This is a genomic window from Acidovorax sp. (genome assembly GCF_022763525.1).
In the GTDB taxonomy this organism is placed as follows: Bacteria; Pseudomonadota; Gammaproteobacteria; order Burkholderiales; family Burkholderiaceae_C; genus Acidovorax.
Genome location: NZ_JALEGG010000251.1, coordinates 1 through 13,590, shown reverse-complemented (window position 1 = coordinate 13,590; position 13,590 = coordinate 1). Strand labels below are relative to the sequence as shown.

The window sequence follows — 13,590 nt, the reverse complement described above, 5'->3', positions numbered from 1 at the left end:
GTGGGCGCGCTCCGCCCCTGCCCTCACCCCGTAATTCCTTGATCCCGCCCTGCCCATGAACACCCCCGCCACCGCCCCCTTCTTCATCGCTAAGGTCGAGCCCGACGGCCAACAATGCGACGCCTGGCCCGAGCAACCGCTGCTGCTGTCGCTGGAACAAGGCGGTATCGACTGGCCCAGCTCCTGCCGCAACGGCACCTGCCGCACCTGCCTGGGCCAACTGGTGGAAGGGACAGTGCGCTACGCCATCGAATGGCCCGGCCTGACCCCTGAAGAAAAGGCCGACGGCTGCGTGCTACCCTGCGTGGCCTACCCGGCCTCGGACGTGGTGCTGCAGGGTTCGTCCATTTGAGGCGCCGCAACGCTCGGGCACCCTGTGGTGCCACGGCGGCTCGCCCAGTGAACTAAAATCGCGCCCTTCGGGACCACACGAGAGTGCGGCCCCATCCACGTGCGGCAGCGCCGCATCGCATGTTCTTTGGGCGGTTTGAGAGGGCGCACCGGCAGCACACCGCCAGTGCCTCGGCCACGGGAACTGCGCTGCAGCCCAACCCCGCGCACACCCCGCAAGTGGCCTCAACGAAAGCCTTCCTTTCCATGAACACCCCCTACAACCCCGTGCCCATCTCGCCGGTGGAAGACATCGTGGCCGAAATGCGCGCCGGGCGCATCGTCATCCTGGTGGATGAAGAAGACCGCGAAAACGAAGGCGACCTCGTCCTGGCCGCCGACCACGTGACGCCCGAGGCCATCAACTTCATGGCCCGCTTCGGCCGGGGCCTGATCTGCCTGACGCTCACGCGCGAGCGCTGCGAGTTTCTCAGGCTGCCCCCTATGGCCGCCCGCAACGGCACCGTGTACAGCACGGCTTTCACGGTGTCCATCGAGGCCGCCGAGGGCGTGACCACCGGCATCTCGGCCGCCGACCGCGCGCGCACCGTGCAGGTGGCCGTGGACCGCAACAGCCAGCCCAGCGATCTGGTCCAGCCCGGCCACATCTTTCCGCTACAGGCGGTGGACGGCGGCGTGCTCATGCGCGCGGGCCACACCGAAGCGGGCTGCGACCTGGCCGCCATGGCCGGCTGCAGCCCCGCCTCCGTGATCTGCGAGATCATGAAGGACGATGGCACCATGGCCCGCCTGCCCGACCTGCAGCTGTTCGCAGCCGAGCATGGCCTGAAGATCGGCACCATCGCCGACCTCATCGAATACCGCAGCCGCAACGAGTCGCTGGTCGAAAAGGTGGGCACGCGCACGCTGCAGACCGCCTATGGCGAGTTCACCGCCCACGCCTTTCGCGACAAACCCAGCCAGGCCGTGCACCTGGCGCTGGTCAAGGGCCAGTGGGGCGAAAGCGATGTGGTGCCCGTGCGCGTGCACGAGCCGCTGTCGGTGTTCGACGCGCTCGAAATCAACCGCTCCATGCACTCATGGGGCCTGGACACCAGCCTGCAGTACCTCAATGCACAAGGCAAGGGTGTGGCCGTGCTGCTGAACTGCGGCGAAAGCGCGGCCCAGTTGTTGGCGCAATTCGAAGGCACGGCCCGCTCCGCGCAGGCGCCCGAACGTGGCCGCATGGACCTGCGCACCTACGGCGTGGGCGCGCAGATTCTGCGCGAATGCGGCGTGCACAAGATGGCCCTGATGGGCCAGCCGCGCCGCATGCCCAGCATGGCGGGCTACGGCCTCGAAATCACCGGGTTCATCCCCAAAGAATAAAAGCACAGGAACAGGATCACTATGTTTGGCGCAGACAAAGGCACCGCGGACAAGCTCGATGGCAAGAAGCTGCACATCGGCATCGTGCAGGCCCGCTTCAATGAAAGCATCACCAACGCCCTGGCGGCCGCCTGCCGTGCAGAGCTGCTGGCACTGGGCGTGCAAGAAAAGCACATCAAGCACGTGCTGGTGCCCGGCGCACTCGAAGTGCCCGTGGCCCTGCAAGCCCTGGCCGAGGCCGATGAGTACGACGCGCTGATCGCGCTGGGCTGCATCATCCGCGGCGAGACCTATCACTTTGAACTGGTGGCCAACGAATCCGGCGCGGGCGTCACCCGCCTGTCGCTGGACTACCAGATCCCCATTGCCAACGCCATCATCACGACCGAAAACGTCGAGCAGGCCGTGGCCCGCCAGACGGACAAGGGTACCGACGCTGCACGCGTCGCGGTGGAAATGGCGAATCTGCTGGACGAGCTGTCATGAGCGAAAACACCCCCACGCCCTCATCGGCACGCCCCCCCAAGCAGTCGCGCACCGGTCTCAAGAGCACAGGCACGCGCAAGGCTGCCTCCAAGTCCAACCGCAGCCGTGCGCGCGAATTCGCGCTGCAGGCCCTGTACCAGCACTTGGTGGGTGGCAATTCGCCCGAAGCCATCGACGCCTTCACGCGCGACCTGGCGGGGTTTCACAAGGCTGATTCGGTGCACTACGACGCGCTGCTGCACGGCTGCATCACCACCGGCGCCGACCTCGATGCGCTGATCACCCCGCTGCTGGACCGCAAGATGGCCGAGATCTCGCCCATCGAACGCGCGGCCATGTGGATCGGCGTGTATGAGTTCCAGCACTGCCTGGACGTGCCCTGGCGCGTGGTGCTCAACGAGTGCATTGAGCTGGCCAAGGAGTTTGGCGGCACCGACGGCCACAAGTACGTGAATGCCGTGCTCAACGGCTTGGCCCCGAAGCTGCGCGCCGTGGAAGTGGCGGCCGACAAGGCTTCTGGCACGGCCCCTCCAGCGCCTGCCCAAGAGGCCTGAGAGCCCTCCCCGCCCCGTGCGCGCCATCTATCGCAATGCACGGGGCCTTCTCTCCTTGAGTTAACGACCAACGCCCGACCCGCGCGGGCAGGACACCGTCCCATGAAGTTTTCCACGCGCGCCGAGCGCATCGAACCGTTCTACGTGATGGAAGTGGCCAAGGCCGCGCAGGCGCTGGCCCGCGAGGTGGCCGGCACACGCGAACCGATGATCTTCCTGAACATCGGTGAGCCCGACTTCACGGCACCCCCACTGGTGCAGGAGGCCGCCCTGCGCGCCGTGCACAGCGGCGCGACGCAGTACACCAACGCGCTGGGGCTGGATGCCTTACGCGAGCGCATCAGCGGCTGGTACCAGAGCCGCTTTGGCGTCAACGTGCCCGCGCGCCGCATCGTGGTGACGGCAGGTGCATCGGCCGCGCTGCAGCTGGCGTGCCTGGCACTTATCGAGTCGGGCGACGAAATTTTGATGCCCGACCCGAGCTATCCCTGCAACCGCCACTTTGTGAGCGCCGCAGAAGGCAAGGCCGTGCTGCTGCCCACCACGGCGGCCGAACGCTACCAGCTGAGTGCGGACAAGGTGCGCGCGGCATGGAATGAGAAGACCCGTGGCGTCCTGCTGGCCTCGCCCTCCAATCCGACCGGCACCTCCATCGCGCCCGATGAGCTGCGCCGCATCCACGACGTGGTGCGCGCGAAGGACGGCATCACGATGATCGATGAGATCTACCTGGGCTTGTCGTACGAAGAAGAGTTCGGGCACACGGCGCTGGCGATTGACGAGAGCATCATCAGCATCAACAGCTTCAGCAAGTACTTCAACATGACCGGCTGGCGCCTGGGCTGGATGGTGGTCCCCGAGGCCATGGTGCCCGTGGTGGAGCGCCTGGCGCAGAACCTGTTCATCTGCGCCAGCACGGTGTCGCAACACGCGGCGCTGGCCTGCTTTGAAGCCGAGAGCATTGCCGAATACGAACGCCGCCGCGCCGAATTCAAAGCCCGGCGAGACTTCTTCATTCCCGCCCTTGAGGCACTGGGCCTGAAGGTGCCTGTGATGCCCGACGGCGCGTTTTACGCCTGGGCCGACTGCACACAGGCGGCCGAACGCCTGGGAGTGAACGGCAGCTGGGATTTCGCGTTCGAGCTGATGCGCCGTGCACACATTGCCGTGACGCCGGGGCGCGACTTCGGCACGGCCGAACCCGAGCGTTTCATCCGCTTTTCTACCGCCAACTCGATGGCGCAGTTGCAGGAGTCGGTGGCGCGGCTGCGCAACGTGCTGGGGTAACGCGCGATGGCGTTCGAGTTTCCCGTCCGCGTGTATTGGGAGGACACCGATGCCGGCGGCATCGTGTTCTATGCCAACTACCTCAAGTTCTTCGAGCGGGCGCGCACCGAGTGGCTGCGGTCGCTGGGCATTGGCCAGCAGCGCCTGCGGGAACAAACGGGCGGCATGTTTGTCGTAACCGACGCGCAGTTGCGCTACCACCGTCCGGCGCGGCTGGATGATGAACTCATTGTTACCGCCGCCTTGCAGGCCGCAGGGCGCGCATCGTTGACAATAGTGCAGCGCGCGCTCCTGAAACCAGAGCAGATGACAGAACAGCCCCCGTTGCTGCTGACCGAAGGCACCATCCGCATCGGATGGGTGGATGCCGCCACCATGCGGCCCGCGCGTGTCCCGAACTCCCTTCTGGAACAACTCACACCATGAACTCCCAAGACATGTCCATCATCACCCTGGTGCTGCACGCCAGCTGGGTGGTGCAGCTCGTGATGCTGCTGTTGCTCGGCGTATCGGTCGCCAGCTGGGCGGCCATCTTCCGCAAGCTGTTTGCCTTGAAGCGCGTAAAGACGCTCAACGACGACTTCGAACGCGAGTTCTGGTCGGGCACCAGCCTCAACGACCTGTATGCCGCCGCTGCGCAGAACGCCAAGCAGGCCGGCCCCATGGAACGGATTTTTGCCAGCGGCATGCGCGAGTACCAGAAGCTGCGCGAGCGCCGCATCGTGGACCCGGGCACGCTGCTTGACGGCGCCCGCCGCGCCATGCGCGCGAGCTTCCAGCGCGAGATGGATGTGGTCGAGTCAAGCCTCTCCTTCCTTGCCTCGGTGGGCTCGGTGTCGCCCTATGTCGGCCTTTTCGGCACCGTGTGGGGCATCATGCATGCGTTCACCGGCTTTGCAGGCATGGAGCAGGTCACGCTGGCCACCGTGGCGCCCGGCATTGCCGAAGCCCTGGTGGCCACGGCCATCGGCCTGTTTGCCGCCATCCCCGCCGTGATCGCCTACAACCGCTTCGCGCGCGACATCGACCGCGTGGCCACGCACCAGGAGACCTTCATCGAAGAGTTCTCCAATATCCTGCAGCGCAACCTGGGCGCGCAGCCCGCTGCCCCGGCAGGCCACTCGGCCTCGGGCCACTGAGCACGGAGGTACGCTCCATGCCCGCCCTAGCCTCCCGCGGCCGAGGCCGCCGCACCATCAACGAGATCAACATGGTCCCGTTCATCGACGTGATGCTGGTGCTGCTCATCATCTTCATGGTGACGGCGCCCATGCTGACGCCCGGCGTGGTCGACGTCCCCAGCGTGGGCAAAGGCAAGAACATGCCCAAGGTCGTGGCCCAGGTCATCGTCAACAAGGACGGCTCACTGCAGTTCAAGACACCCGAAGCCACCCGCAGCCTGAACCAGCGCGAGATCGGCGAGGCCGCCAGCCGCTGGCAAAAGGCCCAGGGCGCCGACAGCGCCAGCGCCGTGGTCATCAGCGCCGACAAGGGCGTGCAGTACGAAAACGTGGTGAAGGCCATGGACGCCTTGCAGAAGGCTGGGGTGCAGCGCGTAGGCCTTTCCGTCAAACAGGGTGGTTGAACCGAATCCACGCCCGCCGCTCTGAAGCCCATGCACGCCCACAACGACCGCGACCAGTTTGCACCGCCCCACCCTCCGGCACGCCTGCGCGCCATCACGCTGGCCGTGCTGGTGCATGCGGTCCTGATCGGTGCGCTCACGTGGGGCGTGAACTGGAAGAACAGCGCGGACCAGCCGGCGGTGGAAGCCGAATTGTGGGCAGCCGTTCCCACTCAGGCCGCGCCGCGCGCCGTGGAGCCGCCCCCCCCGCCCCCTGCGCCACCTGAAGTGCGCACCCCCACCCCACCAGCCCCCCCGCCGCCACCACCGCCCCGCGCCGTGGAGCCGCCCGACACGCGCGAGGCCGACATCGCCATCGAACGCGAGAAAAAACGCCTGGAGCAGGAAAAGAAGGCACGCGAGCAGCAGCAGGAGCGTGAAAAGCGCGAACGCGAGCGCAAGGAAGACGAACGCCGCGAGCGCCTGGAGCAGGAGAAGAAGGAGCGCCTGCAGAAAGAAAAGGAACGCGAAAAAGAGCGCGAGAAGGAACAGCGCGAAAAGCAGCTGGCCGAGCAGAAGAAGGCCGAGCAGGACAAGCAGAAGAAGCTGGCCGAGGACAAGCGCAAGGCCGATGAAGCCGCCAAGCGCAAGGCAGAGGCCGAAGCCAAGCAACTGGCGGAGATGCGTGAGGCCAACCTGCGCCGCATTCAGGGCATGGCAGGCGCGACCGGCGGCGAAACCGCCACGGGCACCGCCCAGCGCAGCGCCGGCCCCTCGGGCAGCTACGGGGGCAAGGTGGCGGCCAAGGTCAAGCCCAACATCGTCTACCCCGATGCGATCTCGGGCAATCCGCGCGCCGAAGTGGAGGTGAAGCTGGCGCCCGACGGCACCATCGTGGGCAGGCGCCTGGTCCAGTCCAGCGGCAACAAGGCCTGGGACGATGCCGTGCTGCGTGCGCTGGACAAGACTGAGACCCTGCCGCGTGATGTGGACGGGCGTGTGCCTCCTTCTCTGGTCATTGGCTTCAGGCCTCAGGACTGACGGCGACTGGCGACTGACAACTTCCGATCCGCATCCGCAACGCGGCGGCAAGGCCCATCGGGCTGGGCCCTTCAAGCCTCGGGCAGGGCTTTCACACGCTCGGCGTGAAAATCGTGGGGTTGGTTGAAAGGCCTTCCGCCAAGGAGAGGTTCCAAAACAAAACGCCCGGAAGACACCGGGCGTTTTTGGTTCTTGGCCTCATCGGCCTCTAGCGCTTGAGGGACAAGCGCAAATAGCTATCAAAATAATAGCATCTCATCCAAGCCTCAGCGATCCCGCCGCTCCATGCGTCGGTTCAGGTTCAGCGCACCCAGGGTGCAGGCCACGCCCGACAGCAAATACACCGTGACGGCCAACAGGCCAAACTGGGCCGACAGGTACAACGCCACCAGCGGCGCAAACGCGGCCCCGATGATCCAGGCCAGGTCGGCCGACAAGGCGGCGCCGGTATAACGGTACTTCGGAGAGAAGTTGGCCGTGACCGTGCCCGAAGCCTGGCCGTACGACAGCCCCAGCAGCACAAAGCCGAGCAGCAGGAACATGGTGCTGCCCACCTCGCCGGTGCTGAGCAGCACGGGGGCCATGAAGCTGAACACGCCAATCAGCACCGCCATGCCGCCCAGCAGCTTGCGGCGGCCCAGGTGGTCCGAGAGCCAGCCCGACACCATGATCGCCCCCGCCGCCAGGAAGGCTCCCACGATCTGCACGCCCAGGATCTGGGTCACGGGCTGGTCGGAATACAGCGTGATCCAGGAGAGCGGGAACACCGTGACCAGGTGGAACAGCGCAAAACTGGCCAACGCGGCAAAGGCGCCCAGCAGCACGTTGCTGCCCTCATCGCGCACCACGCGGTTCACGGGCACGGGCTGCAGTTCGCGCTCTTGCAGGAGTTCGGCATACGACTGCCCCACCACCAGGCGCAGGCGTGCAAACAGGGCCACCACGTTCACGGCAAACGCCACAAAGAAGGGATAACGCCAGCCCCAGGCCAGGAACTCCTGCACGGAGAGGCTGCTGTACAAATAGGCAAACAGCCCGGCTGCCAGCACAAACCCCAGCGGGGCACCAAGCTGGCCGATCATGGCGTACCACCCCCGGCGCTCCTTGGGTGCCGACATGGCCAGCAGCGACGGCAGCCCATCCCACGAACCGCCCAGCGCCAGACCCTGGCCGATGCGCAGGACCAGCAGTGCGGCCACCGCCGCCATGCCCGCCTCCTGATAGCCGGGCAGGAACGCCATGCCGACTGTGCAAACGCCCAGCAGGAAGAGCGCAATCGTCAGCTTGGTGCCCCGGCCCCAGCGGCGCTGGATGGCCATGGAGATGGCCGTGCCCACCGGACGCACGACAAATGCCACGGCCAGCAGCGCGAACGCCATCAGGGTGCCATCCAGGCGCGACAGGAAAGGGAAGAGAAAGGAGGGGAAAACCAGAACGCAGGCAATCCCGAAGACGAAGAAATCGAAATACTCGGACGAGCGGCCGATGATCACGCCCACCGCGATTTCGCTGGGGGTCACATCTTCGTGCGTATCAGCCCGCGATAGAGAGGCGGGGCTTTCTTCAAAGCCGGCCGCAGGGTAAGTGGCAGTAGCGGGGCTGCTCATGGAAACGGGCTCCTTGTCGATGGTTTGCGATAACAGCCTGATCAAAGCCTTCTTGGACTCCCACAAGTACCTTGCGGGGATGGGTTGAACAGGCTGTGAGTACCGTTCTACACCTAAGCCCAATGGTCCACAAGTGCGGTTTCACTATGTCATTTGCAGGACAAAACCCCCTTCGGCGGCTTTGGCCGCGCCCAAAAACCGCTGCAAACCGGCGCCGGATTTGACCTTGGACAAAATGTCCAATGGACAAAAAAGCTAGCTCCGTTACATTCGCTGGCGTTTTCCCTATTCGCGTTTACCCGTAGTAGCCTTTTGAACCAGCCCGCAGGGTTCCCCCTGAACGGAACGGCGGCCACTTCGGCAATTCACGCCCCCTATGCGCCACCCCATGTCTCATAAAACTCTCCATCGCGTGCCCGTCGGTCTGGCCGCCATGGCTGCCCTGGGCAGCCTGGTGGGCTGCAGCAAGGCAGTCGTCCTCAACCCCGCTGGCGACATCGCTGCACAGCAAGGCCAGATGGTCATCCAGGCCACGCTGCTGATGCTGATCATCATCGTGCCGGTGATCGCTCTCACACTGTGGTTTGCATGGAAATACCGCCAGAACAACGCCGCCAATACCGAGGACGATTACGACCCCGACTGGCACCACTCCACCACGCTGGAACTGGTGATCTGGACGGTGCCCCTCTTGATCATCATCGCCCTGGGTGCACTGACCTGGATCGGTACCCACAAGCTCGATCCCTACCGCCCCCTGGACCGCATCTCCGCTTCCAAGCCGCTGGACACCCAATCCACCCCCCTGGAAGTGCAAGTGGTGGCCATGGACTGGAAGTGGCTGTTCTTCTATCCCGAGCAGGGCATCGCCACGGTCAATGAACTGGCCGCGCCGGTGGACCGCCCTATCCTCTTCAAGCTCACGGCCACGTCCACGATGAACGCGTTCTATGTGCCAGACCTCGCCGGCATGATCTACGCGATGCCCGGCATGCAGACCGAACTGAACGCCGTCATCAACCGGCCCGGCGTGTACAAGGGCATGTCCTCGCATTACAGCGGCTCGGGCTTCTCGGGCATGACGTTCAAGTTTCACGGCTTGAGCGAGAGCGACTTTGCGCAGTGGGTTGCCAGGAACAAGTCCGAAGGCAAGCCCCTGACGCGCCAGGCCTACCTGGACCTGGTCAAGCCCAGCGAGCGCGACCCCGTGCAGCGCTTTGCCAGCGTGGAAGTCGGCCTGTACGACAAGGTGCTGAACCGCTGCGTCGAGGACGGCAAGATGTGCATGCACCACATGATGTCCATCGACGAACGCGGCGGCGAGGCCTTCATGAAGGCCCAGGGCCTGAATTTGCCCCAGGACGTCTGCACCGTGGACAACGCCGCCCAGGTGGTGGCGGCTCTCGAAGCGCGCCACGCCACGGTCTACGACCGCACCCTCTCCCGCCAATGATCCGCGCATAAGAGACTGACGAACATGTCCACCTCACCCGTTGTAACCGAACCGCATTGGGCCCTGGGCCGAATCACCTGGGACTCCATACCGATGGCGCACGAGCCCATCGTGCTCTGGACCTTCATCGCCACCATGCTGGGTGGCCTGGCCGTGATGGCCGCCATCACCAAATTCAAGCTCTGGGGCCCGCTCTGGCGTGACTGGATCTGCAGCATCGACCACAAGCGCATCGGCATCATGTACATGATCCTGGGCCTGGTGATGCTGCTGCGCGGCTTTGCCGACGCCGTGATGATGCGCCTGCAGCAGGCCATGGCCTTTGGCGACAACATGGGCTACCTGCCGCCGCACCACTACGACCAGATCTTCACGGCCCACGGCGTGATCATGATCTTCTTTGTGGCGATGCCGCTGGTCACGGGCCTGATGAACTACCTTGTGCCGCTGCAAATCGGCGCGCGCGACGTGTCCTTCCCGTTCCTGAACAACTTCAGCTTTTGGATGACCACAGCCGGCGCCGTGCTGGTGATGGTGTCGCTGTTCCTGGGCGAGTTCTCCACCGCTGGCTGGCTGGCGCTGTCGAACCTGGGGGCGCAGAACCCGGGCGTGGGGCTGGACTACTACATCTGGGCGCTGCAGATCGCGGGGGTGGGCACGACGCTGTCGGGCATCAACCTGATCGTCACCATCATCAAGATGCGCGCCCCTGGCATGAACCTGATGCGCATGCCCGTGTTCACCTGGACGGCCCTGTGCACCAACGCGCTGATCGTGGCGTCCTTCCCCGTGCTGACGGCAGCCCTGGTGCTGATGTCGCTGGACCGCTATGCGGGCACCAACTTCTTCACGAACGACCTGGGCGGCAACCCCATGCTGTACGTGAACCTGATCTGGATCTGGGGCCACCCCGAGGTCTACATCCTGATCCTGCCTTGCTTCGGCATCTTCTCTGAAGTGGTGGCCACGTTCTGCCGCAAGCGCCTGTTCGGCTATACCTCCATGGTCTATGCCACGGTGGTGATCACCATCCTGTCGTACCTGGTGTGGCTGCACCACTTCTTCACCATGGGCTCGGGTGCGAGCGTGAACACGTTCTTCGGCATCACCACGATGATCATCTCGATCCCCACGGGCGCGAAGATCTTCAACTGGCTGTTCACCATGTACAAAGGCCGCATCCGCTTCGAGCTGCCCATGATGTGGACCGTGGCCTTCATGGTGACGTTCGCCATCGGCGGCATGACCGGCGTGCTGCTGGCCGTGCCCCCCGCCGACTTCGTGCTGCACAACAGCCTGTTCCTGATCGCCCACTTCCACAACGTGATCATTGGCGGCGTGTTGTTCGGCCTGTTCGCGGGCATCAACTACTGGTATCCCAAGGCCTTCGGCTACAAGCTCGACCGCACCTGGGGCCTGCGCTCGTTTTGGCTGTGGGTGGTGGGCTTCTGGGTGGCGTTCGGTCCGCTGTATGTGCTGGGCCTGATGGGCGTCACACGCCGTGCCAACCACTTTGAAGACCCGTCGCTGCAGATCTGGTTCGTGATCGCCGCCATCGGCGCCGCGATGATTGCTGCGGGCATCGCCTGCTTCCTGATCCAGCTGGTGGTGAGCTATCTCAAGCGCGACCAGCTGCGCGACGTGACTGGCGACCCCTGGGACGCCCGCACGCTGGAATGGGCCACCTCGTCGCCCCCGCCCAACTACAACTTCGCCTTCACGCCCGTGGTGCATGAGATCGATGCCTGGTGGGACATGAAGAAGCATGGTTACCAGCGCCCGCTCACCGGCTTTGCCCCCATCCACATGCCCGCCAACACCGGCTCGGGTGCGGTGATCTCTGCGCTGTCGCTGGTGCTGGGCTTTGCGCTGATCTGGCACATGTGGCTGCTGGCGGGTGTGTCGTTCGCTGGCGTGATCCTGGCGTCCATCATCCACACCTTCAACTACAAGCGCGACTTCTACATTCCCGCCTCTGAAGTGACAGAGACGGAAAACCTCCGCACCCAACAACTGCGCGCCAGCCATGTCTGATATCCGTTACACCCCTGGCGCGGCAGGCGCCGCAAGCGCAGCCCTGCCGCTGCGCCAATACCACCCCGCGCACGAGCCGCACCCTGAAAACGGCACGGCCCTGGGCTTCTGGCTCTACCTGATGAGCGACTGCCTCATCTTTGCCGCCCTGTTTGCCACCTATGGCGTGCTGGGCCGCAGCTATGCGGCGGGCCCCACCGGTGCGCAGCTGTTCGACCTGACGCTGGTGGCCATCAACACGGCCTTCCTGCTGCTGTCGTCCATCACCTTCGGCTTTGCCATGCTGCGCAAGCAGCAGAACGACGTGAAGGGCACCCTGGTGTGGCTGGCCGTGACGGGCTTTTTTGGGCTGTGCTTCCTGGGCCTCGAACTCTATGAATTCGCCCACCTGATCCACCAGGGCGCCACGCCCCAGCGCAGCGCCTTCCTGTCGGCCTTCTTCACGCTGGTGGGCACCCACGGTCTGCACGTGACCTTTGGCCTGATCTGGCTGGTGGTGCTGATGGTGCAGATCGGCAAACACGGCCTGATCCACGAAAACAAGCGCCGCCTGATGTGCCTGTCGATGTTCTGGCACTTTCTGGACGTGGTCTGGATTGGCGTCTTTACCTTTGTCTACCTGATGGGAGTGCTGTAAATGAGCGCCGCACAACACACGGCACATGCCGGACATGACCACCACGATGACCACGGCGACCACCATGGCGACGTGGGCCCCCACAGCAGCCTGCGCGACTACACGATCGGCTTTGTGCTGTCGGTCATCCTCACCGCCATCCCCTTCTGGCTGGTCATGGCCAAGGTGATTGCGGACCGCAACACCGCCGTGCTGGTGCTGGGCGCCTTTGCCGTGGTGCAGATCCTTGTGCACATGGTGTACTTCCTGCACATGAACGGCAAGGTCGAAGGCGGCTGGACCATGCTGTCCACCATCTTCACCGTGGTGTTCGTGGCCATCGCCATCGCTGGCACGCTGTGGGTGATGTTCCACATGAACGCCAACATGATGCCCGAGCACCCCACCCCCACACCACCGACGCACGAGGCGCCGGGCCACTCGACGCCCTGATGCCGTCCCACCCCACAGCCCCGGGCCCCCAGGCCCGGCGGCTTCGCCAGGCGGTGCTCGCGGTTGTGGGCATCGCCTTGTTTTTGGGTTTCACCGCGCTGGGCACCTGGCAGGTGCAGCGCCGCGCCTGGAAGCTTGCACTGATCGAGCGCGTGGAGCAGCGCGTGCATACGGCCCCCGTGGCCCTGACCCCCAGCCCCGAGTGGCCCCAGGTAAGCGCAGCCAGCCACGAATACCTGCCCGTCACCGCGCAGGGCCAGTGGCTGCCCGAGAAAACCGTGCTCACCCAGGCCCTGACCGAGCTGGGCTCGGGCTTCTGGGTAATGACGCCCCTGCAGCTGGCCGATGGCACCCAGGTGCTGGTGAACCGGGGGTTTGTGCCGCAGGAGCAGCGCGCAAAGTGGCTGGCCACGCCCCTGTCCGCCTCCGCTCCCACCACAGCAACCATTCAGGGCCTGCTGCGCATGAGCGAGCCGGACGGCGGCTTCCTGCGCACCAATGCCCCGGCGGAGCAGCGCTGGTATTCGCGCGACATTGCCGCCATGGGCCGCGCGCTGCAGCTGCCCCAGGCCGCCCCGTTCTTCATCGATGCAGGGTTGCCACCACCGCCGGGCAGCGCTCCCACCCCGGTGACTGAGTCCACTTGGCCGCGCGCGGGCATGACGGTGGTCCGCTTCTCCAACAGCCATCTGGTCTATGCATTGACCTGGTATGGCCTGGCCCTCATGGTTGCGGGCGCAGGCTGGTATGTGGCACGCTACGAGCGCCGCCTGCGC

The 13,590-nt window shown here is 64.9% G+C and carries 15 protein-coding genes; 14 read left to right on the top strand and 1 reads right to left on the bottom strand.

Features of this window, described 5'->3' with window-relative positions; all coding sequences use genetic code 11:
- Positions 1-55: 55 nt before the first annotated feature.
- The 9 genes from MRY84_RS19585 (at position 56) to tolA (ending at position 6,651) form a co-directional block, all read left to right on the top strand.
- The gene (locus MRY84_RS19585; protein WP_291507361.1) at positions 56-352 is read left to right on the top strand and encodes a 2Fe-2S iron-sulfur cluster binding domain-containing protein; all 297 of its coding nucleotides are present in this window, start codon (positions 56-58) and stop codon (positions 350-352) included.
- 245 nt (positions 353-597) lie between these two features.
- On the top strand, positions 598-1,719 hold the full coding sequence (gene ribBA, locus MRY84_RS19580) for a bifunctional 3,4-dihydroxy-2-butanone-4-phosphate synthase/GTP cyclohydrolase II (protein WP_291507360.1): 1,122 nt from the start codon (positions 598-600) through the stop codon (positions 1,717-1,719).
- Positions 1,720-1,740: 21 nt separating this feature from the next.
- On the top strand, positions 1,741-2,205 hold the full coding sequence (gene ribH, locus MRY84_RS19575; RefSeq protein WP_291507359.1) for a 6,7-dimethyl-8-ribityllumazine synthase: 465 nt from the start codon (positions 1,741-1,743) through the stop codon (positions 2,203-2,205).
- The gene (gene nusB, locus MRY84_RS19570) at positions 2,202-2,759 is read left to right on the top strand and encodes a transcription antitermination factor NusB (protein ID WP_291507358.1); all 558 of its coding nucleotides are present in this window, start codon (positions 2,202-2,204) and stop codon (positions 2,757-2,759) included. Before ribH ends, nusB begins: the two co-directional genes overlap by 4 nt.
- A gap of 102 nt (positions 2,760-2,861) precedes the next feature.
- Positions 2,862-4,046: a pyridoxal phosphate-dependent aminotransferase gene (locus tag MRY84_RS19565; RefSeq protein WP_291507357.1), complete on the top strand. Its 1,185-nt coding sequence runs from the start codon at positions 2,862-2,864 to the stop codon at positions 4,044-4,046.
- A 6-nt stretch (positions 4,047-4,052) separates the two neighbouring features.
- On the top strand, positions 4,053-4,472 hold the full coding sequence (gene ybgC, locus MRY84_RS19560) for a tol-pal system-associated acyl-CoA thioesterase (protein WP_291507356.1): 420 nt from the start codon (positions 4,053-4,055) through the stop codon (positions 4,470-4,472).
- A complete protein-coding gene (gene tolQ, locus MRY84_RS19555) occupies positions 4,469-5,185 on the top strand; it encodes a protein TolQ (protein WP_291507355.1) in 717 nt (238 codons plus the stop codon). Before ybgC ends, tolQ begins: the two co-directional genes overlap by 4 nt.
- A gap of 17 nt (positions 5,186-5,202) precedes the next feature.
- Positions 5,203-5,631: an ExbD/TolR family protein gene (locus MRY84_RS19550; protein ID WP_291507354.1), complete on the top strand. Its 429-nt coding sequence runs from the start codon at positions 5,203-5,205 to the stop codon at positions 5,629-5,631.
- Between the two features lie 30 nt (positions 5,632-5,661).
- Positions 5,662-6,651 (top strand): cell envelope integrity protein TolA, encoded by a 990-nt coding sequence (gene tolA, locus MRY84_RS19545; RefSeq protein WP_291507353.1) that lies wholly within the window; start codon positions 5,662-5,664, stop codon positions 6,649-6,651.
- 266 nt (positions 6,652-6,917) lie between these two features.
- Here tolA and MRY84_RS19540 read toward each other — a convergent pair whose 3' ends face one another.
- On the bottom strand, positions 6,918-8,258 hold the full coding sequence (locus MRY84_RS19540; protein ID WP_291507352.1) for an MFS transporter: 1,341 nt from the start codon (positions 8,256-8,258) through the stop codon (positions 6,918-6,920).
- A 388-nt stretch (positions 8,259-8,646) separates the two neighbouring features.
- Between MRY84_RS19540 and cyoA the strand changes: the two genes are divergently transcribed.
- From cyoA to MRY84_RS19515, 5 genes are all read left to right on the top strand, one after another.
- Positions 8,647-9,711 (top strand): ubiquinol oxidase subunit II, encoded by a 1,065-nt coding sequence (gene cyoA / locus MRY84_RS19535; protein WP_291507351.1) that lies wholly within the window; start codon positions 8,647-8,649, stop codon positions 9,709-9,711.
- A gap of 24 nt (positions 9,712-9,735) precedes the next feature.
- Positions 9,736-11,745, top strand: a complete 2,010-nt coding sequence (gene cyoB, locus MRY84_RS19530; protein WP_291507350.1) for a cytochrome o ubiquinol oxidase subunit I — start codon at positions 9,736-9,738, stop codon at positions 11,743-11,745.
- Entirely contained in the window at positions 11,738-12,382 is a 645-nt protein-coding gene (cyoC, locus tag MRY84_RS19525; protein WP_063462836.1) for a cytochrome o ubiquinol oxidase subunit III, read from the top strand. The genes cyoB and cyoC overlap by 8 nt, the downstream gene beginning before the upstream one ends.
- A complete protein-coding gene (cyoD, locus tag MRY84_RS19520) occupies positions 12,383-12,814 on the top strand; it encodes a cytochrome o ubiquinol oxidase subunit IV (protein WP_291507349.1) in 432 nt (143 codons plus the stop codon).
- Positions 12,814-13,590: SURF1 family protein (locus MRY84_RS19515; protein ID WP_291507348.1), on the top strand; the 777-nt coding region annotated here is incomplete at its 3' end. The genes cyoD and MRY84_RS19515, both read left to right, overlap by 1 nt.

Bases quoted from the DNA above. Each gene is read 5' to 3' on its own strand.
- tolQ (WP_291507355.1), top strand. From the start codon at position 4,469: ATGAACTCCCAAGACATGTCCATCATCACCCTGGTGCTGCACGCCAGC.
- MRY84_RS19540 (WP_291507352.1), bottom strand. From the start codon at position 8,258: ATGAGCAGCCCCGCTACTGCCACTTACCCTGCGGCCGGCTTTGAAGAA.
- cyoA (WP_291507351.1), top strand. From the start codon at position 8,647: ATGTCTCATAAAACTCTCCATCGCGTGCCCGTCGGTCTGGCCGCCATG.
- ybgC (WP_291507356.1), top strand. From the start codon at position 4,053: ATGGCGTTCGAGTTTCCCGTCCGCGTGTATTGGGAGGACACCGATGCC.
- ribBA (WP_291507360.1), top strand. From the start codon at position 598: ATGAACACCCCCTACAACCCCGTGCCCATCTCGCCGGTGGAAGACATC.
- cyoB (WP_291507350.1), top strand. From the start codon at position 9,736: ATGTCCACCTCACCCGTTGTAACCGAACCGCATTGGGCCCTGGGCCGA.
- cyoC (WP_063462836.1), top strand. From the start codon at position 11,738: ATGTCTGATATCCGTTACACCCCTGGCGCGGCAGGCGCCGCAAGCGCA.
- MRY84_RS19550 (WP_291507354.1), top strand. From the start codon at position 5,203: ATGCCCGCCCTAGCCTCCCGCGGCCGAGGCCGCCGCACCATCAACGAG.
- cyoD (WP_291507349.1), top strand. From the start codon at position 12,383: ATGAGCGCCGCACAACACACGGCACATGCCGGACATGACCACCACGAT.
- nusB (WP_291507358.1), top strand. From the start codon at position 2,202: ATGAGCGAAAACACCCCCACGCCCTCATCGGCACGCCCCCCCAAGCAG.
- ribH (WP_291507359.1), top strand. From the start codon at position 1,741: ATGTTTGGCGCAGACAAAGGCACCGCGGACAAGCTCGATGGCAAGAAG.
- MRY84_RS19585 (WP_291507361.1), top strand. From the start codon at position 56: ATGAACACCCCCGCCACCGCCCCCTTCTTCATCGCTAAGGTCGAGCCC.
- MRY84_RS19565 (WP_291507357.1), top strand. From the start codon at position 2,862: ATGAAGTTTTCCACGCGCGCCGAGCGCATCGAACCGTTCTACGTGATG.
- tolA (WP_291507353.1), top strand. From the start codon at position 5,662: ATGCACGCCCACAACGACCGCGACCAGTTTGCACCGCCCCACCCTCCG.